Consider the following 22,866-nt stretch of genomic DNA (forward strand, 5'->3'; position numbering starts at 1 on the left):
TGGGGGCTCGTGCTGGGTGGTCAGAGGACGACGAGGTCGTCGCGACGGACGACCGGGCGGGGGGCAGGGGTGCTGGAGCGCAGGGCGGCGTCGCGGACCAGCCGACGCCCGACGAGCGTCCCGAGCTCCTCGGCGCCGTAGCCGACGAGACCCCGCGCCACCACGCTCCCGTGCTGGTCGCACAGGTCCACGGTGTCCCCGGCGCTGAAGCGTCCCTCGACGCGGGTGATGCCGACCGGGAGCAGCGAGGTGCGCCGGCGCACGACGGCCTCGACCGCTCCGTCGTCCAGGACGACGCGACCGGTGGCGCTGCTGGCGTGCGCCAGCCAGCGGCGGCGGGCGGGGCTCTTGGTCCCGACCGGGGTGAACAGGGTGCCCACGTCCTCACCGAGGAGGGCCTGGTGCACCTGCTCGGCATTCGTCAGCAGCACGGGTATGCCCTCGGCGACCGACATCTGGGCGGCCCCCACCTTGGTCTGCATGCCGCCGGTGCCGACCGCCGACCCAGCGCGCGAGACGTCGACCTCGGCCAGCGCCTCGGGCCCCGCCACGAGCGGGATGCGCTCGGAGCCGGCCCGGGCGGGGTGCCCGGTGTAGAGCGCGTCGACGTCGGAGAGCAGCACCAGGCGTCGGCGTCCACGAGGTGGGCGACGAGGGCGGCCAGCCGGTCGTTGTCGCCGAAGCGGATCTCGTCGGTCGCGACGGTGTCGTTCTCGTTGATGATCGGGACCACCTCGAGCTCGAGGAGCCGCTCCAGGGTGCGGGAGGCGTTGACGTAGTGGCTGCGCCTGTGCATGTCGTCGGCGGTGAGCAGGACCTGGCCGACCTGGACCCCGTGCATCGTGAAGGCCCGGGTGTAGGCCGACATCAGCGCCCCTTGCCCGGCGCTGGCCGCCGCCTGCTGGGTCGCGAGGTCCTTGGGGCGGCGCTCCAGGCCCAGCGGCACCATCCCGGCGGCGATGGCGCCGGAGGACACGAGCACCACCTGGGTGCCGGACATCGCCTTCTTCGCCAACGAGGTCGCGAGCGCCTGCAGCCGGAACCCGTCCAGCCCGCCCTCCCGGCCGGTCAACGAGGACGAGCCGACCTTGACCACCATGCGGTGCGCGTCGCGGATGACGCTGCGGTCGACGGTCGAGCCCATGGGACGAATACTATTCCACTGTCACGCATACTCATGCATCCACGAGGTGGAGGGCTCCACACGGCTCAGTCACGTGCTCCTGCGCCGGCTCGCCGAACCGCTGCGCCAGCTGGTCACGCAGTGCGCGCGCCGCCAGCTCGGACCCCTCCATCGAGGTGCCCCGCCACAGGAACCAGAAGACACCGACGAACTCGTTCTCGAAGGTGCTCCAGCCGCACCTGGACGATCCCCATTGCTCCGGGCCGGGGTCGACGGGGGTGCTCGATGGTGGGGCCGGGTCGGAGCCTGGCTCAGGTGTCGTCGGTCCAGTGACCGGCGCGCCGCTCGGCCTCCAGCTCCTCGCGCGCCTCGCTCTGGGCGTCCTTGCGGTCGTGGAAGGCTTCCCGCCGCTCGGCGCGGGTGGGCCGGGAGCGGTCCTCCAGCCGGGCATCCGTGCCACGGCTGCCGAGCAGCTCGGCGTCGCCGGCCATGGTCGGCTCCCAGTCGAAGACGACCGCGTCCTGCTCCGGTCCGATGAGCACGGTGGACCCGGCGACGGCGCCCGCCTTGAGCAGCTCCTCCTCCACGCCCAGCCGCCCCAGCCGGTCGGCGAGGTAGCCGACCGCCTCGTCGTTGGCGAAGTCCGTCTGCCGCACCCACCGCGTCGGCCGCTCACCCACGACCCGGAAGACCTCGCCGTCGGCGGTGTTCTCGCGACGCACCGTGAAGCCCTGGTCGTCGACGGCCCGGGGCCGGATGACGACCCGCTGCGGCTCGACCTCGATCTGCTCCTCGCGGGCCCGTCGCACATGACCCGCGAGCGCGAAGGTCAGCTCCTTGAGTCCTTGGTGGGCGACGGCCGAGACGACGTGCACCTCGTAGCCCTGCTCCTCGAGGTCCGGCCGCACCATCTCCGCCAGCTCCCGCGCCTCGGGCACGTCGGCCTTGTTGAGCACGACGACGCGCACCCGCTCGGCCAGGGGTATGCCGCCCAGCTCGCCGTGGGGCACGTAGGCGGCGAGCTCCTCCTCGATGACCTCCAGGTCGGTGAGCGGGTCGCGCCCGGGCTCGAGGGTCGCGCAGTCCACGACGTGCGCGAGCACGTGGCACCGCTCGACGTGCCGGAGGAACTGCAGCCCCAGACCCTTGCCCTCGCTGGCGCCGGGGATGAGCCCGGGCACGTCGGCGATGGTGAAGCGCTCGCCGCCGGCGGTGACCACCCCCAGGTTGGGCACGAGCGTCGTGAAGGGGTAGTCGGCGATCTTCGGGCGCGCCGCCGACAGCACGCTGACCAGCGACGACTTCCCCGCCGAGGGGAAGCCGACGAGCGCCACGTCGGCAAGCGTCTTGAGCTCGAGAACGACCTCGGCCTCCTCGCCCGGCTCCCCGAGCAGGGCGAAGCCGGGTGCCTTCCTGCGGGGCGAGGCCAGGGCCTTGTTGCCCAGCCCGCCACGTCCGCCGCGGGCGGCGACGAGCTCGGCGCCGTCCCCGACCAGGTCGGCCAGGACCTCGCCCCCACGGGTGGTCACCACCGTCCCGGAGGGGACGGGCAGGACGAGGTCCTCCCCCTGGGCCCCGTTGCGCTCGTCCCCCTCGCCCGGTCGGCCGTTCGGGGCGGTGCGGTGCGGGCCGTGGTGGTAGTCGATGAGCGTCGTGACCTGCGGGTCCACCCGCAGCACGATGTCCCCGCCCCGACCGCCGTTGCCACCATCAGGACCGCCGAGCGGCTTGAACTTCTCGCGGTGGACGGAGGCGACGCCGTGCCCGCCCTTGCCGGCACGCAGGTGCAGCACGACACGGTCCACGAAGTTGGCCATGGGTGATCCTCTCAGGGTGGTGCAGACAGCGCGACGCCGACGGAGCCTCGGGCTCCGCCGGCGTCGCCGCGGTCTGTCGTGCCGCGCCTCAGGCGTCGACGGTCTCCGTCGCGCCCGCGACGATGTTGACGGTCTTGCGGCCCCGCTTGGCGCCGAACTCGACCACACCGGGGACCAGCGCGAACAGCGTGTCGTCGCCGCCGCGCCCCACGCCCTCACCGGGGTGGAAGTGGGTCCCGCGCTGCCGGACGATGATCTCGCCGGCGCCGACGACCTGACCGCCGAAGCGCTTCACGCCGAGACGCTGGGCGTTCGAGTCACGACCGTTGCGGGTCGAGGACGCACCCTTCTTGTGTGCCATCTGCTGACTCCTTCGTGGCTCGTGACGACGCTCAGGCGTCGATCGCGGTGATCTTGACCTGGGTGAGCGGCTGGCGGTGGCCCTGCCGCTTCTTGTAGCCGGTCTTGTTCTTGTACTTCTGGATGACGATCTTGGGGCCCTTGGCCGCGCCGAGGATCTCGGCGGTGACCGTGGCCTTGCCGAGGGCGTCGGCGTCGGTGGTCACGGTCTGGCCGTCGACCAGCAGCACGGGGGCGAGCTCGACGGTGTCGCCGGCCGTGGCGTCACCACCGACCTTGTCGATGGTCAGCACGTCGCCGACGGAGACCTTCTCCTGGCGGCCGCCAGCACGGACGATCGCGTACACGTTGAACTCGCTTTCTGACTTCTGGTCGCGGTGGGCTCGGACGCGCACCTGGTCGTGGCACGGTCGAGCCGACACGAGATGTCGTCTGCGAGACCGGGCCGACCCTCCAGGGCGAACCGACGCACCAGACTACCGTGCCGACCGGCGTCGCTCCAAACTCAGGACTCGTCCTGCGGGGCGGCCTCGGAGGGCTCCGCGGAGCCCGGCGCCGGGTCGGTGCCGACCTCCCCGGTGGGCGGACCGGCGGGTGAGACCACCCGACCCCGACGACGGCGCTTCGGGCGCGGCGCGGAGGCGTCCTGCTCCGCAGCCGGCGTGGACGTCGTCGCCTCCTCGGCGGCGTCCGGGACCGTGGTCTGGTCGGAGGACGGTGCCGTCGGGGCGGCCGTCGGGGCGTCCGACCCGGCAGCCGCGTCGGCGCCCTGCGCCGGTGCCGGATCGGTCGTGGCCGCGGCGGCCTGCCGGGGCGCCTCCTCGGTCACCTCGCCGGCCGCGGCCTGCGCAGCGGCGTCCGCCGCATCCGAGCTCGCGCCGGCGGTGAGGGCAGCGGCGTGCGCCGCCGCGGCGATCTGGGCCGGGGTGGGACCGTTGGGGTTGGGCGTGGGCAGCACGTTCTTCGGCTCGGCCGGGCCGGCACTCTTGCCCCGGCCCTTGCCACGACGCTTGCCGCCGCCGTTGCCGCCGCCCTCGTCGCCGCCGGTGCGGACCACCGGCTCGGACTGCACGACGACCCCGCGCCCGGAGCAGTGGGCGCAGCTCTCCGAGAAGACCTCGATGAGGCCCGAGCCGACCCGCTTGCGGGTCATCTGCACGAGGCCGAGCGAGGTGACCTCGGCCACCTGGTGCTTCGTGCGGTCGCGTCCGAGGCACTCCAGCAGCCGCCGGACGACGAGGTCCCGGTTGCTCTCGAGGACCATGTCGATGAAGTCGACGACGATGATGCCGCCGATGTCGCGCAGCCGCAGCTGGCGGACGATCTCCTCCGCCGCCTCGATGTTGTTCTTGGTGACGGTCTCCTCGAGGTTGCCGCCGGAGCCGGTGAACTTGCCGGTGTTGACGTCGACGACGGTCATCGCCTCGGTGCGGTCGATGACCAGGGACCCGCCCGAGGGCAGCCAGACCTTGCGGTCCATCGCCTTGGCGATCGCCTCGTGCACGCGGTGCGTGGCGAAGACGTCGGTCGTGCCGGTGTACTTCTCCACCCGCTCGGCGAGGTCGGGGGCGACCTCGTCGATGTAGCGCTTGACCTCGGTCCAGGCCTTGTCGCCGGAGACCACGAGCTTGGCGAAGTCCTCGTTGAAGACGTCGCGGATGACCCTGACGGTCATGTCCGGCTCGCCGTGGAGCAGCGCCGGGGCGTTCGCGGTCTTCGCCTTCGCCTCGATCCGCTCCCACATCGCGGTGAGCCGCTCGACGTCGGCCCGCAGCTCGGCCTCGGAAGCGCCCTCCGCCGCGGTGCGGACGATCACGCCGGCGTCGTCGGGGACGACCTCCTTGAGGATCTTCTTGAGCCGCGTGCGCTCGGTGTCGGGCAGCTTGCGCGAGATCCCGGTCATGGAGTTGCCGGGCACGTAGACGAGGTAGCGGCCGGGCAGGGAGACCTGCGAGGTCAGCCGGGCGCCCTTGTGACCGATCGGGTCCTTGGTGACCTGCACCAGGACCGACTCGCCAGAGCTCAGCGCGTTCTCGATCCGCTTGGGCTGGTTGCCCTCGAGCCCGGCGGCGTCCCAGTTGACCTCACCGGCGTAGAGGACCGCGTTGCGGCCCTTGCCGATGTCGACAAAGGCGGCCTCCATGCTGGGCAGGACGTTCTGGACCCGGCCCAGGTAGACGTTGCCCACCATCGTGGACTGTGCCGAGCGGGACACGTAGTGCTCCACCGGCACCCCGTCCTCGAGCACCGCGATCTGGGTGCGGTCCTCCAGGCCCCGGACGACCATGACCCGCTCCACGCTCTCGCGCCGGGCCAGGAACTCGGCCTCGGTGATGACGGTCCGGCGCCGCCCGGCCTCGCGCCCCTCACGCCGGCGCTGCCGCTTGGCCTCCAACCGGGTCGAGCCCTTGACCGAGGCGACCTCGTCCTTGGCCGGACGCTCGCTGCCGCTGCGGGACCGGCGACGGCGACGCTTGGTGCCACCGCTGTCCCCCTCGGAGGCGGTGTCGTCGGCCGTGGCCCGGTCGTCGGACCCCTCGCCGGAGCCGTCCCTGGAGGCCGCGTCCTTGCCGGTGTCCTTCTGGGCCCCCTTGCCGGAACCGCCCTGCGAGCCGTCCCCACCGCCACGACGACGGCCGCCGCCCGAGGTCGTCCCCTTCGCCGGCGTCCCGTCGTCACCGTCGTCGGCACCGTCCGCGGCCGCTCCGTCGCCCTGCTCCTCCGAGCGAGCCTTGCGCCCCTTGCCCCCGCGCCGACGACGACGGCGGCCACGCCCACCCTGCTCGTCGTCCCCGTCCGCGGCGTCGGACGACAGGGCGTCGTCACCGGAGGGAGCGTCGTCGCCGGTCCCGCTCGGGTCCTCGGCCGCCGGGACCGGGGCCGGCGCGGCGGAGGCCGCGGTCGCCCGTCGCGAGCGGCGCTTGGGCAGGTCGGTCAGGTCGGGGGCCTGGAAGACCAGCCCGAAGGACGGCACCGCCGAGGTCTGCGCCTCGTCGGACGCCTCCTCGTCGGCGTCCGCAGCGGCGTCCTCGGGCTTTTCCTCGGACGTCCCGTCGGGCGCCTCGACAGTCTCCTCGTCGCTCTCCTCCGGGGCGCCCGACTCCTGGACTGCGGCGCTCGAGTCGGCTGGCGCCGTGTCGCTGGAGCCGGTCGACGCGGCCTCGGGGGTGTCGCTCGTCAGTCGCTCGTCGGTGGGGGTGTCGGTGGTGCGCTCGTCAGACACGTCGTGTCCTTCCAGACCGCGCGTGGCCAGTCCACACCTCGGGGCCGGTCGGACCGCCCCACTGCCCGCGCGGCGCGGGTGTTGTGTCGTCGCGACCGGCCGGCCGCGACGGAAGTCTTCCGTGTCACCGACGAGGACAGCTCGCGCACTCGCGCGGCACCGACCAGCGGTGCGGTGCGGGCCGGTCCGGGCTCACCTCGAGCAACCGTGTCCCGCGTGCCGACCTGCTTCCGGGCCGCACCGCGGGGGACTCGCACCGGGTCTCACGCAGGGGTGGGTCCGCGCTCGACCGCTATGCAGTATCGCACACGGGCGAGGCCCTCCCCGGCCACTCGGGCCGAGGCCGGGCGCGCCGTTCCTTGACGGTACGGTAGGTGCCCGTGCGAGTCTTCAACTTCTCAGCCGGTCCAGCCACCATGCCGCTCGAGGTGCTCGAGCGCGCCCAGTCCGAGCTCACCGACTGGCGCGGCTCGGGGATGTCGGTCATGGAGATGTCCCACCGCAGCCCCGAGTTCGTGTCCATCGCCGCCGAGGCCGAGCAGCGGATGCGCGCCCTGCTCTCGGTCCCGGACGACCACGCCGTGCTCTTCCTGCAGGGCGGAGCCACCGGCCAGTTCGCCGGCGTGCCGCTCAACCTGGCCGCGCCCGGCCAGGCCGCGGCCTACCTCAACACCGGGTCGTGGTCGAAGAAGGCGATCAGCGAGGGCGAGAAGTATGCCGACGTCCGGGTCCTCGCGGACGAGAAGGCGTCGAACTACTCCACCGTCCCCGCCGAGGGCTCGTTCGACGTCCCGGACGACGCGGCCTACCTGCACTACACCCTGAACGAGACGATCGGCGGGGTCGAGTTCCCCTACGTGCCCGACTCCGGCGACGTCCCGCTGGTCACCGATGCCAGCTCCACGATCCTGTCCCGCCCGCTCGACGTCTCCCGCTTCGGCGTGATCTACGCCGGGGCGCAGAAGAACCTCGGGCCCGCCGGGCTCGTCGTCGTCATCGTGCGCCGTGACCTGCTGGAGCGGGCCCGCGCCGAGGTGCCCGCCGCCCTGGACTGGAAGGCCATGGCCGCCGCCGACTCCATGCTCAACACCCCGCCCACGCTGGCGTGGTACCTCGTCGGTCTGGTCCTGGAGTGGGTCGAGCAGCAGGGCGGCGTGGCCGAGATGGGCCGCCGCAACCAGGCCAAGGCCGACCTGCTCTACGGCGCGATCGACGCCTCCGACTTCTACTCCAACCCGGTGCAGCCGCAGGCGCGGTCGTGGATGAACGTGCCCTTCCTCGTGCCGGACCCCGCGCTGGAGAAGCCCTTCGTCGCGGCCGCCGCCGAGGCCGGGCTCTCCGGGCTCTCCGGCCACCGCAGCGTGGGTGGCATGCGCGCCAGCATCTACAACGCCATGCCGATCGAGGGCGTCCAGGCCCTCGTCGACTTCATGACCGACTTCGAGCAGCAGAACGGCTGAGAACACCACTCCCATGACGCAGACCTACCCGATCCAGACCCTCAACGCGATCTCCCCCGTCGGCCTGCAGCGGCTCGACCGCGAGATCTTCGACCTCGGCACCGACATCCCCGAGCCGCGCGGCATCCTGCTGCGCTCGGCCGACCTGCACTCGGCCCCGATCCCCGACTCGCTGTACGCCGTCGCCCGCGCCGGGGCGGGCACCAACAACATCCCCGTCTCGGAGATGGCGTCCCGCGGCATACCGGTCTTCAACACGCCGGGCGCCAACGCCAACGCGGTCAAGGAGCTCGTCATCGCGGGCATGCTCCTGGCCGCCCGCAACCTCTACCACGCGGCGGACTACACCCGCGGCCTCGTCGCCGAGCAGGAGCTGACCGGGGCCGAGCTGGACAAGCAGGTCGAGGCCGGCAAGAAGCAGTTCGCGGGCTACGAGCTCCCGGGCAAGACCCTCGGCGTCATCGGCCTGGGCGCCATCGGCGTGCTGGTCGCCAACGCGGCGCAGTCGCTCGGGCTCAAGGTCCTCGGCTACGACCCGGCCATCACGGTCGAGCGTGCCTGGCAGCTCTCCCCCAACGTGGAGCAGGTGACCAGCGTCGAGGAGCTCTTCGCCCGGAGCAACATGATCACGCTGCACGTGCCGCTCATCGAGGCGACCAAGGGCCTCGTGGACGCCGACCGGATCGCCTCGATGGCGCCCGGCGGCGTGGTGCTCAACTTCGCCCGCGGCGGCGTCGTGGACGAGCAGGCGGTGCTGGACGCGCTCGACGCGGGGCACCTGCACGCCTACGTCAACGACTTCCCCTCCGAGGCCGGCTCGGTGCACCCGAAGGTCATCGCGCTCCCCCACCTGGGCGCGTCCACCGGTGAGGCCGAGGACAACTGCGCGGTCATGGCGGCCGACCAGCTGTCGGACTACCTGCTGCACGGCAACATCCGCAACTCGGTCAACTTCCCCGAGGTCGTCATGGCCCGGACCCCGGGCACCACGCGGCTGGGCATCTTCAACGCCAACAAGCCCAACATGATCGGCCAGATCACCGCGGCCCTGGCGGACGCCGGCCTCAACGTGGCGGAGTTCACCAACAAGTCCAAGGGCGAGGTCGCCTACACCCTCGTCGACGTCGAGGGCGAGGTGCAGGACGAGCTCAAGGAGTCGATCCTGGCGATCGACGGCGTCATCCGCGCACGCAAGATCGACTGAGACCGGCTCCGGCCCTCTCCCGGAGGTCCAGGGTGGCTCGTATGAGTCGAGCCAGCTACCCCTCCGGCCAGGGTTGAGGCCGGATCCGGACGCTCGCGGTCGCCTACCGCGCCACGCACGAGGCGATCCCGCTCTTCGGGATCTATGCCCTGCTCTTCGCCGACAGCGGCCTGAGCACGGCGCAGATCTCGGTGCTGCTCGCGGCCTGGTCGGTGAGCGCCTTCGTGCTGGAGATCCCCTCCGGCGCCTGGGCGGACCTGCTGGACCGCCGCCGGATGCTCCTCGCGTCCGGTCTCGTCTACGTCAGCGCCTTCGCCGTCTGGATGGTCTGGCCGACCTTCTGGGGTTTCCTGCTCGGCTTCCTCCTCTGGTCGTGCTCGGACGCGCTGCACTCGGGCACGTGGGAGGCCTACCTCTTCGACCAGCTGACCGCACAGGGGCACGCCGTCCGGTATGCCCACGTCAAGGCGCGCTCGGAGAGGATCGTCCTGCTCGTCATGGCCGGCGCGATCGCGGCCGCCGCGCCGCTGCACCAGGTGGGGGGCTATCCCCTGGTCGGCGCGGCGAGCCTGGCTGCGGCGCTCCTGCACGTCGGCGTGACCCTGCGCCTCCCCCGACCGGGGCGACCAGGCATTCCAGCGACTGCGGAGCGGCTGACGTCCCCCCCACCCGACGTCGCCCCGCGCCGTGGACCCGGTGCCCGACCCGGCAGCCGGTGCTGCGCGCGCCGGTTGGGCGGCGACCCTGCGGGTGGGCCGGGGCCCTGGCGCTGGGCCTGGGGTACGCCGCGGCGAGCAGCCTCTACCTGGCCGGTGACAGCCGCCTGCAGCACGCGCTCGGGGCGGACAGCCAGGTGCGCGCGACGGTGACGTCGGTGGCGGGGGTGGCCAGCGAGGTGGGTTTCCTGGTGACCCTGACGTTGGTCGGCCTGCTCACGCTGCACCTCGAGCTCACCCCGGTGGTCGCCGGCACCGCGATCGCGCTCAGCGTGCCTGCCGCCGTAGCGGCCTGGCGCATGCCGGCCAGCAGCCCAGAGGGTGGCGGCGGGTGCTAGCGGTCAGCCTCAGGCCAGCTCCAGTAGGGCCTGCGCGGTGTCGTGCGTGGTGACCAGGCCGTTGATCAGCCCCCCGGTCATGGCGGCGCGCAGCGCCTCGACCTTGCGCTCCCCGTGCGCCACCGCGATCACCGTGCCGATCGACCGGAGCTGGTCCGGGGACAGGGCGATGAGCCGGTCGGTCAGGCAGGTGCTCACCAGGGCGCCCCCGGCGTCGAAGCAGGCACCGACGGACTCGCCCACGGCACCGGCCTCGCGGACCCGGTCCCGGCACTCCTCGCCCACGGCGTCGAAGATCGTCGACTGTCCGGGCTCCCAAGCACCGACGCCCACCATCGCCACCGTCACCCGGTCGGCCGCCGACAGGGTGTCCCGGACCGCGGGGTCACGCCGCACGGCCTGGGCCGCCGCGTCGTCCGGCATCACGAGGGGAGCGAAGAACACCTGTCGTCCGCCGCCGGCGATCCGGCCCGCGCGACGCACCAGGTCCACGGCGCTGGAGTCCTCCCGCACCCCGGCGAGCGCCCCGCTGAGCTGGATGATCGGCACCTGCGGCAGCGTCTCCAGAACGGCCACCATGTCGTAGACCGAGCGGCTCCAGGGCAGGCCGAGGACGTCGTCGGGCCGCAAGGTCTCGTCGAGGAGCCGCGCGGCGGCCCGACCCACCTCGGCGCGCGCCTCGGGCGCGGACGAGGGCATCGGGACGACGCTGCAGCACCGCAGGTCGAAGGCGCGCTCCAGCTCGCGCGTCAGGCCCCCGTCGGCGACGGGCTCGACGATCTCGATCCGCACGACCCCCGCCTCGTGGGCCAGGTCGAGCAGGCGGGCGACCTTGAACCGGCTGATGCCGAGCGCCTCGGCGATCTCCGTCTTGGCCTGGTGCTGCTCGTAGTGCCGCCTGGCGACCGCGACGGCCAGGACGAGGTCGTGCTCGTCTTTCACCGGCACCCGAACCTCCCTGAGTCAGCCGCGGTCCGCGGCCTGTGAGCCACGCCATTATCCCGGCTCGAGCCGCCGACGTCCATGTCCTTGACAACCCGACCGGCGGCGGATTCACTGAGCATACTCATATGTGCGCACGCACGCGCTCTGATGAGCACCAGATGTGGAGGCTCGAGTGCACTTCGTCACCAGCCAGGGGCTCTTCCTGGCCAAGGTCTGCGCCGCCTCCTTCGTCGTCTCGCTGCCCGTGCTGGCGGCCGGCTTTGCGGCGCAGGACAAACTGGTGCAGGGTCTGTCCATGGGAGCAGTCAAGTGAGCACGGCACGGATCACCCTCGGCGATGACACCCTGCCCGGGCTCCCGGAGGAGGTGGCCCGCCCGACCTACGACCGGTCCAGGCTGCGCCCGGGGATCGTCCACTTCGGCGTCGGCGGGTTCCACCGGGCGCACCAGGCGATATACCTCGACACCCTCATGGACGAGCAGCCCGACGACTCCCTGGGCTGGTCGATCGTCGGGGTCGGCACGATGCCCGGGGACGCCCGGATGCGCGACGCCATGGTCGCGCAGGACTGCCTCTACACCCTCGTCGTCAAGCACCCGGACGGCCGGCTGGAGCCACGCGTCCTCGGCGCGATGTCGGCCTACCTCTTCGCCCCGGACGACCCGGAGGCCGTCCTGGCCCAGCTCACCGACGACCAGGTCCGCATCGTCAGCCTCACGATCACCGAGGGTGGCTACCACGTCAACCAGGTCACCGGAGAGTTCGACCCCGCCGACGAGTCGCTCCAGGAGGACATCGCCGCCGGTCCCGGGGACGCGCCCCGCAGCGCCTTCGGCTTCATCACCGAGGCGCTGCGCCGTCGCCGCGAGGCGGGCACCGAGCCCTTCACGGTGATGTCCTGCGACAACCTGCCGGGCAACGGCGACGTCGCCGGCCGGATGCTCACGTCCTTCGCCCGCATGCAGGACGAGAACCGTGAGGGTGCCGACCCGCTCGCGGACTGGATGGAGGAGCACGTGCAGTTCCCCAACTCCATGGTGGACCGGATCACCCCGGTGACCACCCAGGAGGACATCGACGCGCTCGCCGACCGGTTCGGCGTGGAGGACGCCTGGCCGGTCGTGTGCGAACCCTTCACCCAGTGGGTGCTCGAGGACCACTTCACCGCCGGTCGCCCCGCGGTCGAGGAGGTCGGCGTCCAGGTGGTCGACGACGTCGTGCCCTACGAGCTCATGAAGCTGCGGCTGCTCAACGCCGGACACCAGGCCCTGGGCTACCTGGGCTACCTCGCCGGGTACCGCTACGCGCACGAGGTGGCCCAGGACCCGCTCTTCGTCGACTTCCTCCTCGGCTACATGGAGAAGGAGGCGATCCCGACCCTCCCCGAGGTGCCGGACGTCGACCTGGCGGACTACAGTCGGACCCTCGTCGAACGCTTTGCCAACCCCGAGGTGCGCGACACGCTGGCCCGGCTCTGCGCCGAGAGCAGCGACCGTATACCCAAGTGGCTCGTCCCCGTCATCCGGCACAACCTCGAGCACGGCGGCCAGATCGAGCGCTCCGCCCTCGTGGTGGCTGCCTGGGCCCGGTATGCCGAGGGCGTCGACGAGCAGGGCGAGCCCATCGAGGTCGTCGACCGCCACCAGGACCGGGTCATGGCGGCCGCCGCGCGTCAGCGGGAGGAGCCGCTGGCCTTCCTCGGGGACGAGACCTTCTTCGGCGACCTGCGCGACCAGGAGATCTTCACCGCCGCCTACACCCACTTCCTCGAGCAGTTGCACGAGGTGGGGGCACGCGCCACGCTTGAGGGTCATGACTGGAGCTGACGGCACACTGGTCGCCGGGGTCGACACCTCGACCCAGTCCTGCAAGGTCGTCGTGTGCGACGCGGACACCGGCAAGATCGTCCGGGAAGGACGGGGCACCCACCCGAACGGCACCGAGGTCGATCCGGAGCACTGGTGGAGCGCCTTCGAGGAGGCGACCGCCGACGACCTGCTCGACGGTGTCGAGGCCATCGCGGTCGGGGGCCAGCAGCACGGCATGGTGCTGCTCGACGAGCACGACCAGGTGATCCGTCCGGCCCTGCTGTGGAACGACACGCGCTCGGCGCAGGCGGCGGCGGACCTGGTCACGCAGCTGGGCGACGCCACGGCGTGGGCGCAGCGTGTCGGGGTCGTGCCGCTGGCCGCGATCACCGTGAGCAAGCTGCGGTGGGTGGCCGAGCACGAGCCCGAGCACCTGTCCCGGGCCGCGACCTGCGTGCTGCCCCACGACTGGCTCACCGGACAGATCGCCCGTCGTCTGGGGGGCGAGGTCGACGGCTGGACGACCGACCGGGGTGACGCCTCGGGGACCGGCTACTACAGCGCGGCCAGCGGTGACTACGACCGCGAGCTGGTACGCCTGGCCGTCGGCCGGGACCTGACCCTGCCGACGGTGCTCGGACCTGCCGACCGGGCCGGCACCACCGGGACCGGCGCGCTCCTCGGACCCGGTACCGGTGACAACGCCGCCGCCGCGCTGGGTCTCGGCCTGGAGCGTGGCGACGTGGTGATGTCCCTGGGGACCAGCGGGACCGCCTTCGCCCGGCACGACGCCCCGACCTCGGACGCCACCGGCGAGGTCGCGAGCTACGCCGACGCGACGGGACGCTTCCTCCCGCTCGTCTGCACCCTCAACGCCGCCCGCGTGCTGAGCGCCGGGGCAGCTGTCCTCGGCACCGACCTGGCCGGTCTGGAGCGTCTCGCGCTGGCTGCCGCTCCCGGCGCCGGCGGGCTCACGCTGCTCCCCTACCTCGATGGCGAGCGCACCCCCAACCTGCCGGACGCCACCGGCACGGTGTCCGGGATGACGCGGGACAACATGACCCCGGAGAACGTCGCCCGGGCGGTGGTGGAGGGCATGCTCCTCGGGGTGGGCGCGGGCGTCGACTCGTTGCGCCGCGAAGGGGTCCCGGTGGACCGCGTGCACCTCATCGGTGGCGCCGTCGCCTCCCGCGCCGTCCGCGAGATCGCGGTCGACCTCCTCGGCGTCCCGGTCGTCATCCCCGAGCCGGGAGAGTACGTCGCGCTCGGCGCCGCACGCCAGGCCGCCTGGACGCTGCGGGGCGGGGACCTGCCACCGTGGCGTGCCGGGACCGCCGAGCGGCTGGAGGGAAGCCCGTCGTCCGCAGGGCAGGACGCCCGCGACCGCTACCGGGACCTCGTCGCCACCATGCACGGCGTGTGAAAGCGGTTCCGGCTCCCGCGACCCGTCGGCCCGGCGCACCGAGGCCTGCCCGGCGGGTGGGGATCGTCAGCCGGTGTAGAACCGGTCTAGCTCGTCCTTGTACTTCGCCGTCACGGCCCGCCGCTTGAGCTTCATGCTGGGGGTCAGGTCGCCCTCCTCGATGGACAGGTCGTGGTCGAGGATGTGGAACTGCTTGACCTGCTCGTGCCGCGCCAGCTTCTCGTTGAGCTGGTCGACGTGCCCCTGCACCATCTCCCGTGCTGCGTCCGAGGTGACGATCTGGGCGTACGAGTCGCCGGCCATGCCGTTCTTGGCCGCCCAGCCGGTGATGGCGTCCTGGTCGAGGGTGATGAGGGCCGAGACGAAGTTGCGCCCGTCCCCCTCGACGATGAGCTGGCTGGCGTAGGGGCAGATCCCCTTGAAGAGCGACTCGATGCGCGAGGGTGCGACGTACTTGCCGCCGGAGGTCTTGAACAGGTCCTTCTTGCGGTCGGTGATGCGGACGTAGCCGTCCTCGTCGATCTCGGCGATGTCGCCGGTGGCCAGCCAGCCGTCCTGCAGCGCCTCCGACGTGGCTTCGTCGTTCTGGTGGTAGCCGGTCATGATGCCCGGGCCGCGCATCAGCAGCTCACCGTCGTCGGCGAGGCGCACCTCGGTGCCGGGCAGCGGCCACCCCACGGTGCCGATCTTGTTGACGCCGTCCTTGGGCCGGTTGACGATCGATGCGGCACTGGACTCGGTCAGGCCGTATCCCTCGATGATCCGCAGGCCCATGGCGTCGAACCAGTGCGCGATGTCCTGGTTCAGCGCGGCGGACCCGGAGATGAAGAAGCGGATGCGGCCCCCGAAGCGCTCCCGGATCTTGGAGAGCACCAGCTTGTCCGCGACGGCGTGCTTGGCCTTGAGCAGACCACCGGGCTGCCCCCCGGCGGCCCGGATCTCGGCGACCTCCCGGCCGACGCCGCTGGCCCAGCCGAAGAGCTTCTCCTTCACCCCGCCCTCGTCGGCCATCATCATGGTGATCCGGCCGTAGGCCTTCTCGAAGATGCGCGGCGCGGCGCCCATGAAGGTCGGTCGCACGACGCCGAGGTTCTCGACGATCTTCTCCACCCGGCCGTCCACCGCCGTGGGGAAGCCCATCTGCAGCGGCAGCACCAGCAGGCACTTGGCGAAGACGTGCGCCAGCGGCAGCCAGAGGTACTGCAGGTCGTCCGGTCCGAGCAGGCGCACCGCGTCGACGCTGGCGCCCTCGTAGGTCCAGGCGGAGTGCGGCAGCCGCACCCCCTTCGGTCGACCGGTCGTGCCCGAGGTGTAGATGATCGTGGCCAGGTGGTCCGGGGTGAGGCTGTCGATCCGCTCGTCCACGACACCGGGCTCGGCCGCCAGCCGGGACCGGCCGAGCTCCTCCAGCTCGGCGAGGGTCATGATGTCGCCCCCGTCCCCCTCGCCGTCGATGACGACGATCTTGAGCACGGCCCCGAGCTCGGCCCGGTGCTCGAGCACCTTGGCCACCTGCTCCTGGTCCTCGGCGACCACCACCCGGCTGCCGGAGTCGGTGACGATGAAGGCGACGTCGTCGGACAGCGTGGACGGGTAGATCGTCGTGGTGGCGGCGCCGGCGCACATGACTGCGAGGTCGACCAGGACCCACTCGATCCGCGTCGAGCAGGCGAGCGCCACGCGCTCCTCCGGCTGAACACCGAGCTCGATCAGCCCTGCCGCCAACGCGTAGGCGCGATCACCGGTCTGGGACCACGTCAGGGCGGTCCAGCCCTCGCCCTCGGGGTAGAGGAAGGCGTCGGCGTCCGGGGTGGCCGCGACCCGCTCACGGAGGAGGTGGCCCACGCTCGGGGCGCGGTTCTCGATCACGGACAGGTCTGGCTGCTCATCGATGAGACGGGCCACGGCAACTCCTGAGGTCGAAGGGTCCTGCGGGTGCTCATCTTGGCAGGTTCGATCGGACCGGCCAAGACGGGACCGTCCGCGGCTCGCGCCGGCTGGCGCAGGCGAGCAGCCCCAGGGCCAGCCAGCAGGCGAGCATCGAGGACCCCCCGTAGGAGAGGAAGGGCAGCGGCAGCCCCGTCACCGGCATGAGCCCGAGGTTCATCCCGATGTTCTGGAAGGTCTGGAAGCCGAACCAGGACGCCACCCCGACCGCCAGGAGCCGGCCGAACGGATCCTCGCACCGCAGCGCCACCACCAGTCCTCGCACCACGAGGAAGCCGAGCAGCAGGATCAGGCCCCCCGCGCCGAGGAGACCGAGCTCCTCCCCGGCCACCGAGAAGATGAAGTCGGTGTACTGGAACGGGATGAACCCGCCCTGCGTCTGCGGCCCCTCCCCCAGCCCGGTGCCCGACCAGCCGCCGGACCCGATCGCCAGCCGCGCCTGTCGGGTCTGGTAGCCGATGCCGCCGGGATCCAGCGCCGGGTCCCGGAACGCCAGCAGCCGGTCCACCTGGTAGGGGTCGAGCAGCGGCACCCGGATCGCGGCCACCACGGCGCTCACCGTCCCGACCAGGGCTGTCGCGGTCCAGCGCCACGAGGCGCCAGAGGTCGCGACCATCCCGATCGTGAGCACGCCCAGGACGAGGGCGCTGCCGAGGTCCGGCTGCAGCATGATGAGGCCCACCGGGACCGCGGCGAGCACCCACGCGGGCAGCACCTCGCGCCACCCCGGCCGGGCATAGGGGTCCCGACCCTCCGCCAGGATCATGGCCAGCCCCACCACCAGTCCGATCTTGGCGAGCTCCGCGGGTTGCAGCGAGAACCCTCCCGGGAGGAAGAGCCAGGACCGGGAGCCGTTGACCGTCTGGCCCAGAGGGGTGAGGACCGTGGCGAGCCCGACCAGCCCGGCGAGGTAGACCCACGGCGCCGCGGCGCGCAGCCATCGTACGTCCGTGCCGATCAGCACGAGGGCCAGCACGATGCCGACCGCGGTGTTGACAAGGTGGCGGACCGCCAGCGCCGACCCGGCCCAGGTATGCGTCGTCGACCACACGAGCAGCGCACCCACGAGGCTGAGGCCGAGGGCCGCGACGACCGGTGCCCAGTCGGTGCGCAGGTAGCGCTCGCGCACCCCGCGCTAGTCCTGCTGCAGGAGGTCGCGGCTGCGGTCGACGTCGGCGGCCATCTGTGCCATGAGCTCGTCGAGCGAGTCGAACCGGACGTTGCCGCGCAGCCGCTGCACGAAGTCGACCCGCACGACCTCGCCGTACAGGTCGAGGTCGTCCCGGTCGAGGACGTAGGCTTCGACGGTTCGCTGCTCGACGTCGTCGAAGGTGGGGTTCGTGCCGACCGAGATGGCTGCGGGCAGCCGGCGGTCGGGGTGCCCGACGGGGAGGTCGGGACGCTCCAGCCAGCCGGCGTAGACGCCGTCCGCCGGGATCATGCCGACGCAGTCGAAGGCGAGGTTGGCCGTCGGGTAGCCGAGCTCCCGGCCACGGTGGTGGCCGTGCACGACCTCGCCGGACACCCGGTGCGGACGATCGAGGATCGCGTTGGCGGTGGCGAGGTCCCCGTCGGCGAGCGCCTGGCGCAGGGCGGTCGAGGACCAGGTGCGCAGGCCCCCGTCCAGGGCGCCGGCGGTGTGCTGCACCACGACGTCGAAGCCGTGCACCTCCCCGAGCTCACGCATGGTGCCGACGTCGCCGGAGTTGTGCAGCCCGAAGCGGGTGTCCTGCCCGACGACGACGACCTCGGCGCGCAGCCCGTCGACGAAGGTCTCGACGACGAAGTCCTCCGGCGAGAGCCGGGCATACTCCTTGGTGAACTCGATGACGACGACGGCGTCCAGCCCGGCCTCCTCCAGGAGGTCCAGGCGGTGCTCGAGACCGGCGATCTCCTGGGGTGCCCGCTCCGGGTGGAGCACCGCCACCGGGTGCGGGTCGAAGGTGACGGCGACCGAGGCGAGGCCCCGCTCCCGCGCGATCCCGGTCACCGTCTCCAGCACGGTCCGGTGCCCCTGGTGCACACCGTCGAAGTTGCCGAGCGTGGCCACGGTCGGCCCGAGCTCGGCCGGCACGTCCTCCAGGCGGGTCCAGCGATGCACGGGCGTCACTCTAGCTCTCGCCGGCCGGGACGAGGACCACGTGGGCACGGGCCTGCTCGGCCCGCTCGTCCAGGACGGCGACGAGCCTGCCGTCCGGGCCGAAGGCCGCCACGGGCTCCTCGCGTCCCGGGCGGGCGGAGGCCACGCGCTGCCCGTAGCCCAGTGCCCGTGCCTCCGGCTCGTCGAGCTCGCGCACCGCCAGCGCGCTGCGGGCCGCCACCGCGAGCGGGATCAGGTGCCTCTCGGCGCCGTCCGCCTCGAGCGACTCCAGGGTCACGGCACGGTCCAGGTCCAGGCCGCCGACCCTCGTCCGCCGCAGGGCGGTGAGGTGCCCGCCGACGCCCAGCGCGGCACCCAGGTCGCGGGCGAGGGCCCGGACGTAGGTGCCGGAGGACACCTCGACCCGCACGTCCAGGTCCAGGTGCGGACCCGACCTGTGCCTGTCCAGCACCTCGAACCGGCTCACCGTCACTGGCCGTGCGGTGAGCTCGACGTCCTGCCCGGAGCGCACCCTCGCGTAGGACCGCACCCCGTCGACCTTGATCGCGCTCACGGCGCTCGGGACCTGCTCGAGCTCGCCGGTCAGTCCGCCCACGGCGGCGTCGATGTCGTCGTCGGTGACGCCGGAGGCGTCGGTACGACGGACGACCTCCCCCTCGGCGTCGTCGGTGACGGTGCTCTCCCCCAGCCTGATCGTCGCCTCGTAGGCCTTGTCGTGGCCGACGAGGAAGGTGAGCAGCTTGGTGCCGCGCCCGACGCCGAGCACGAGCACACCGGTGGCCATGGGGTCCAGCGTGCCGGCGTGGCCGACCCTACGGGTGCGGCACAGCCGCCGCGCCCGGGCGACCACGTCGTGGCTCGTCCACCCGGTCGGCTTGTCGACCACGAGCAGACCGTCACCCACGCTGTGACCGGGCAGCCGCGCCTCGGCGGCGCTCATCGAGAGCGGTCCGCGCCCGATGCCTGGTCGTCGGGGAGTCCGTCCGGGAGCGGGTCGGCGTCGGCGACCTGCTCGTCGGTCTCGTCCGTCCGCGGCTTGCGATAAGGATCGGCCTCGCCCGCATACCCCGTCGCCGCCCGGCCCGCCGCGAGCTCGGCGTCGCGCTCGGCCACCCGCCGCAGCAGGTCGTCCATGTGCTGCGCGTCCTCGGGCAGCGCGTCGAGGATGAACTCCAGGGTCGGCGTGAGCCGGATGCCGAGGCCCTTGCCCACGAACGAGCGCAGCCGGCCCCGGTAGTCCTGCAGGATCTCCGCGGCCGTCTCCCGGTCCGCGTCGTCCCCCAGCACGGTGTAGAACACGCTGGCGTGCTGCAGGTCGCCGGTCACCCGGACATCGGTGATCGTGATGAATCCGACCCGCTCGTCCTTGACCACCTGTGACAGGCCCTGGGTGACCAGCTGCTTGGTGCGCTCGGCGATGCGTCGGGCGCGTGCCGGGTCCGCCATGACTCCTCCTCGACGTCGGTGACTGCTGCGGTGCCGGGCCCATCCTACGAAGGGGGCAGGAGGAGGCTCCGTGGGCGCGGGTCGCCCCTCCCGGTGCAGGAAGGGGCCGACCCGGATCCGGTCCGTGCCGGGTCAGGTGCGCGGGATCTCGCGCATCTCGTAGGTGGTGATGAGGTCGTCGGGCTGGAGGTCGTTGAACGACCCCAGGTTGACGCCGCACTCGAAGCCCTCGCGGACCTCGGTGACGTCGTCCTTGAACCGCCGCAGCCCGGCGATCTGCAGACCCTCGGTGATGACGACGCCGTCCCGGGTGATCCGGGCCTTCGCACCGCGTCGTATCTCGCCGCTCCTGACCAGGCAGCCGGCGACGTTGCCGAACTTCGAGCTGCGGAAGATCTCGCGGACCTCCGCCGTGCCCGTCTCGACCTCTTCGTACTCCGGCTTGAGCATGCCCTTGAGGGCGTTCTCGATGTCCTCGATGGCCTGGTAGATCACCGAGTAGTAGCGGATCTCGACACCCTCCTTGTCCGCGTAGTCGGCGTTCTGCCCCTCCGCGCGGACGTTGAAGCCGAGGATCACCGCGTCCGAGGCGACGGCGAGGTTGATGTTGTTCATCGTGATCGCGCCGACGCCGCGGTCGATGATCCGCAGGTCGACCTCGTCGCCGACGTCGATCTGCAGCAGCGCGTCCTCCAGCGCCTCCACCGAACCGGACACGTCGCCCTTGAGGATGAGGTTGAGGGTCTCGACCTTGCCCTGCGCGAGGGCCTGGTTGAGGTCCTCCAGGCTGATCCGCTTGCGCGACTTGGCCAGGGCGGCCTGCCGGTCGGCGGCCTCGCGCTTCTCGGCGATCTGCCGTGCCGTGCGGTCGTCCGGAGCGACGACGAAGGTGTCGCCGGCCCGGGCCACCGTGTCCATGCCGAGCACCTGGACCGGGCGCGAGGGAGTGGCCTCCTCGACGTTGGTGCCGTGCTCGTCGAGCATCGCCCGGACGCGACCGTGGCTGCCGCCGGAGACGATGGCGTCGCCGACCCGCAGCGTGCCCTGCTGGACCAGCACCGTCGCGACCGCGCCGCGCCCCTTGTCGAGGTTCGCCTCGATGGCGACACCGCGCGCGTCCTTGTCCGGGTTGGCCCGCAGGTCGAGCGCCGCGTCGGCCGTCAGCAGCACCGCGTCGAGCAGTTCCTCGATGTTGAGCTGGTTCTTGGCGGAGACGTCGACGAACATCGTCTCGCCGCCGTACTCCTCGGCGACGAGGTTGTACTCGGTCAGCTGACCGCGCACCTTGGCCGCGTCCGCACCGTCGACGTCGATCTTGTTGACCGCGACCACGATCGGCACGTCCGCCGCCTGGGCGTGGTTGAGCGCCTCGATCGTCTGCGGCATGACACCGTCGTCCGCGGCGACCACGAGGATCGCGATGTCCGTCACCTTCGCACCTCGGGCACGCATGGCCGTGAAGGCCTCGTGTCCCGGGGTGTCGATGAAGGTGATGGCCCGCTCCTCGCCCTCGTGCTCGGTGTGGACCTGGTAGGCACCGATGTGCTGGGTGATCCCACCGGCCTCGTCGGCGGTGACGTCGGCCTGCCGGATCGCGTCCAGCAGCCGGGTCTTGCCGTGGTCGACGTGACCCATGACGGTGACCACCGGGGGGCGGGCCTCGAGGTCCTCGTCGGACTCGGCGTCGGCCTCGGCCTCCAGGTCGATGTTGAAGGAGCTGAGCAGCTCACGCTCTTCCTCCTCGGGGGAGACGACACGGATGGTGTAGTCGAGCTCCTGGCCCAGCACGCCGAAGGTGTCTTCGTCCAGCGACTGCGTGGCCGTGGCCATCTCGCCGAGGTGGAACAGGACCGTCACCAGCGAGGCCGGGTCGACGTTGATCTTGTCCGCGAAGTCGGTGAGCGAGGCACCGCGGCGCACCGTGATGGTGGCGCCGTTGCCCCGGGGGATGCTGACGCCACCGATGGAGGGCGCCTGCATCTGCTCGAACTCCTGACGCTTGGCCCGCTTGGACTTGCGCCCGCGGACCTTCCCGCCGCCTCGACCGAAGGCACCCTGGGTGCCGCCACGACCGCGCGGACCGCCTCCGCGGCCACCGCCGGGTCCGCGGAAGCCACCGCCGGGAGGACCGCCGGGGCCGCCGCCGGGACGGCCGCGGCCACCGCCGCGCGTGGGGCGCTCCCCGGGACGCGGGACGGCCGCCTGGGCAGGCATCATGCCCGGGTTGGGGCGCGGACCGCCCGGGCGCGGCCCGGCGGCACCGGTGCCCTGCCGACCACCGGGACGCTCGGCGCCACGGCTGCCGCCGGGGCGAGGCATGCCCTGGCTCGTCGCGAACGGGTTGTTGCCCGGGCGCGGCGTGCCGGACCGGTCGCCCGACCCGCCCCGCCGGTCACGGGACTGGCCCATGCCCTGGTTGGAGCTGAAGGGGTTGTTGCCCGGCCGCGGGCCGGGCTTGGCGCCGGGTCGGGGCGACTTCGGCGCCTCCTCCTTGGCGGCCGGCGCGGACGGTGTCGGCGCCGGGGTCGAGGTGGGCGGCGTGTCGGTCGCGGCGCCGGCGACGACGCGGCGTCCTTCGCGGCGCCCGGGGTCGGGGCCTGCGGGGTCGGGCCTTGGCTGCCGGGGCCTCCGCGGAGGACGCCTTCTCGGCGGCCCGCCGGCGGGGCCGGGCTTAGGGGCGGCCGACTTCCTGGGCGGGCTCGCGGGAGCCTTCGTCGTCTCCGCGGCCGTGCCACCGCCGCCCTTCTCGGCGGTGGCGGGGGGGTTCTCGCGGATCTTGCGGACGACCGGGGGCTCGATGGTCGACGACGCCGACCTCACGAACTCTCCCTGGTCCTTCAGGTGGGCGAGCAGCTCCTTGCTCTCGACCCCGAGCTCCTTGGCGAGCTCGTAAACCCTGAGCTTTGGCACGGTGTGGTGTCTCCTCGGTGTTGGCGCCACGACCGTGACCCGCT

Annotated in this window: 17 protein-coding genes and 2 pseudogenes; 7 read left to right on the forward strand and 12 right to left on the reverse strand. The window is 72.4% G+C overall.

Features of this window, described 5'->3' with window-relative positions; genetic code table 11:
- Nucleotides 1-20: 20 nt before the first annotated feature.
- The 5 genes and pseudogenes from proB to BJF86_RS10250 form a co-directional block, all read right to left on the reverse strand.
- Nucleotides 21-1,144 (reverse strand): annotated as a pseudogene (gene proB / locus BJF86_RS10230) (glutamate 5-kinase).
- A gap of 290 nt (nucleotides 1,145-1,434) precedes the next feature.
- A complete protein-coding gene (obgE, locus tag BJF86_RS10235; RefSeq protein WP_075818708.1) occupies nucleotides 1,435-2,940 on the reverse strand; it encodes a GTPase ObgE in 1,506 nt (501 codons plus the stop codon).
- An 88-nt stretch (nucleotides 2,941-3,028) separates the two neighbouring features.
- Nucleotides 3,029-3,301 (reverse strand): 50S ribosomal protein L27, encoded by a 273-nt coding sequence (gene rpmA, locus BJF86_RS10240; protein WP_022925659.1) that lies wholly within the window; start codon nucleotides 3,299-3,301, stop codon nucleotides 3,029-3,031.
- A 31-nt stretch (nucleotides 3,302-3,332) separates the two neighbouring features.
- Nucleotides 3,333-3,647 (reverse strand): 50S ribosomal protein L21, encoded by a 315-nt coding sequence (gene rplU / locus BJF86_RS10245; protein ID WP_022925660.1) that lies wholly within the window; start codon nucleotides 3,645-3,647, stop codon nucleotides 3,333-3,335.
- A 158-nt stretch (nucleotides 3,648-3,805) separates the two neighbouring features.
- Entirely contained in the window at nucleotides 3,806-6,523 is a 2,718-nt protein-coding gene (locus tag BJF86_RS10250; protein WP_075818709.1) for an Rne/Rng family ribonuclease, read from the reverse strand.
- Between the two features lie 374 nt (nucleotides 6,524-6,897).
- On the opposite strand from BJF86_RS10250, the gene serC reads away from it, so the two are divergent.
- The 4 genes from serC to BJF86_RS10270 all read left to right on the forward strand — a co-directional run bounded on the left by serC (nucleotide 6,898) and on the right by BJF86_RS10270 (nucleotide 10,241).
- Nucleotides 6,898-7,983, forward strand: coding sequence for a 3-phosphoserine/phosphohydroxythreonine transaminase (gene serC, locus BJF86_RS10255; RefSeq protein ID WP_237768170.1), 1,086 nt, complete (start codon nucleotides 6,898-6,900; stop codon nucleotides 7,981-7,983).
- A gap of 13 nt (nucleotides 7,984-7,996) precedes the next feature.
- Nucleotides 7,997-9,187, forward strand: coding sequence for a phosphoglycerate dehydrogenase (locus BJF86_RS10260; protein WP_075818713.1), 1,191 nt, complete (start codon nucleotides 7,997-7,999; stop codon nucleotides 9,185-9,187).
- Nucleotides 9,188-9,378: 191 nt separating this feature from the next.
- Nucleotides 9,379-10,056: an MFS transporter gene (locus BJF86_RS10265; protein ID WP_075818715.1), complete on the forward strand. Its 678-nt coding sequence runs from the start codon at nucleotides 9,379-9,381 to the stop codon at nucleotides 10,054-10,056.
- Nucleotides 10,053-10,241, forward strand: coding sequence for a hypothetical protein (locus BJF86_RS10270; RefSeq protein ID WP_237768171.1), 189 nt, complete (start codon nucleotides 10,053-10,055; stop codon nucleotides 10,239-10,241). Before BJF86_RS10265 ends, BJF86_RS10270 begins: the two co-directional genes overlap by 4 nt.
- 9 nt (nucleotides 10,242-10,250) lie before the next feature.
- Here the strand turns inward: BJF86_RS10270 and BJF86_RS10275 are convergent, their stop codons facing one another.
- On the reverse strand, nucleotides 10,251-11,183 hold the full coding sequence (locus BJF86_RS10275; RefSeq protein WP_237768172.1) for a sugar-binding transcriptional regulator: 933 nt from the start codon (nucleotides 11,181-11,183) through the stop codon (nucleotides 10,251-10,253).
- A gap of 181 nt (nucleotides 11,184-11,364) precedes the next feature.
- On the opposite strand from BJF86_RS10275, the pseudogene BJF86_RS10280 reads away from it, so the two are divergent.
- The 3 genes and pseudogenes from BJF86_RS10280 to xylB form a co-directional block, all read left to right on the forward strand.
- Nucleotides 11,365-11,499 (forward strand): annotated as a pseudogene (locus BJF86_RS10280) (carbohydrate ABC transporter permease); the annotation flags it as partial.
- Nucleotides 11,496-13,013 (forward strand): mannitol dehydrogenase family protein, encoded by a 1,518-nt coding sequence (locus BJF86_RS10285; protein ID WP_075818720.1) that lies wholly within the window; start codon nucleotides 11,496-11,498, stop codon nucleotides 13,011-13,013. The pseudogene BJF86_RS10280 and the gene BJF86_RS10285, both read left to right, overlap by 4 nt.
- On the forward strand, nucleotides 13,000-14,418 hold the full coding sequence (gene xylB, locus BJF86_RS10290) for a xylulokinase (RefSeq protein ID WP_075818722.1): 1,419 nt from the start codon (nucleotides 13,000-13,002) through the stop codon (nucleotides 14,416-14,418). The genes BJF86_RS10285 and xylB overlap by 14 nt, the downstream gene beginning before the upstream one ends.
- A 66-nt stretch (nucleotides 14,419-14,484) precedes the next feature.
- Here the strand turns inward: xylB and BJF86_RS10295 are convergent, their stop codons facing one another.
- From BJF86_RS10295 to infB, 6 genes are all read right to left on the reverse strand, one after another.
- Nucleotides 14,485-16,323 carry an AMP-dependent synthetase/ligase gene (locus BJF86_RS10295; RefSeq protein ID WP_075818724.1) on the reverse strand — a complete coding sequence of 613 codons (1,839 nt, stop codon included), beginning with the start codon at nucleotides 16,321-16,323 and terminating at the stop codon, nucleotides 14,485-14,487.
- A 34-nt stretch (nucleotides 16,324-16,357) separates the two neighbouring features.
- On the reverse strand, nucleotides 16,358-17,494 hold the full coding sequence (gene rodA / locus BJF86_RS10300) for a rod shape-determining protein RodA (RefSeq protein ID WP_075818726.1): 1,137 nt from the start codon (nucleotides 17,492-17,494) through the stop codon (nucleotides 16,358-16,360).
- A 6-nt stretch (nucleotides 17,495-17,500) separates the two neighbouring features.
- Nucleotides 17,501-18,466 carry a bifunctional riboflavin kinase/FAD synthetase gene (locus BJF86_RS10305; RefSeq protein ID WP_075818906.1) on the reverse strand — a complete coding sequence of 322 codons (966 nt, stop codon included), beginning with the start codon at nucleotides 18,464-18,466 and terminating at the stop codon, nucleotides 17,501-17,503.
- Nucleotides 18,467-18,476: 10 nt separating this feature from the next.
- Nucleotides 18,477-19,406, reverse strand: a complete 930-nt coding sequence (gene truB / locus BJF86_RS10310) for a tRNA pseudouridine(55) synthase TruB (RefSeq protein WP_075818727.1) — start codon at nucleotides 19,404-19,406, stop codon at nucleotides 18,477-18,479.
- Nucleotides 19,403-19,912: a 30S ribosome-binding factor RbfA gene (gene rbfA / locus BJF86_RS10315; protein ID WP_075815117.1), complete on the reverse strand. Its 510-nt coding sequence runs from the start codon at nucleotides 19,910-19,912 to the stop codon at nucleotides 19,403-19,405. Before rbfA ends, truB begins: the two co-directional genes overlap by 4 nt.
- Before the next feature lie 132 nt (nucleotides 19,913-20,044).
- The gene (gene infB / locus BJF86_RS10320) at nucleotides 20,045-22,822 is read right to left on the reverse strand and encodes a translation initiation factor IF-2 (protein ID WP_075818729.1); all 2,778 of its coding nucleotides are present in this window, start codon (nucleotides 22,820-22,822) and stop codon (nucleotides 20,045-20,047) included.
- Between the last annotated feature and the right edge of the window lie 44 nt (nucleotides 22,823-22,866).

The organism is Serinicoccus sp. CNJ-927 (assembly GCF_001942435.1).
GTDB classification, from domain to species: domain Bacteria; phylum Actinomycetota; class Actinomycetes; order Actinomycetales; family Dermatophilaceae; genus Ornithinicoccus; species Ornithinicoccus marinus.

Coding starts and splice junctions, on each gene's coding strand:
- obgE (WP_075818708.1), bottom strand. CDS start 2,940: ATGGCCAACTTCGTGGACCGTGTCGTGCTGCACCTGCGTGCCGGCAAG.
- rpmA (WP_022925659.1), bottom strand. CDS start 3,301: ATGGCACACAAGAAGGGTGCGTCCTCGACCCGCAACGGTCGTGACTCG.
- BJF86_RS10260 (WP_075818713.1), top strand. CDS start 7,997: ATGACGCAGACCTACCCGATCCAGACCCTCAACGCGATCTCCCCCGTC.
- xylB (WP_075818722.1), top strand. CDS start 13,000: ATGACTGGAGCTGACGGCACACTGGTCGCCGGGGTCGACACCTCGACC.
- truB (WP_075818727.1), bottom strand. CDS start 19,406: ATGAGCGCCGCCGAGGCGCGGCTGCCCGGTCACAGCGTGGGTGACGGT.
- rbfA (WP_075815117.1), bottom strand. CDS start 19,912: ATGGCGGACCCGGCACGCGCCCGACGCATCGCCGAGCGCACCAAGCAG.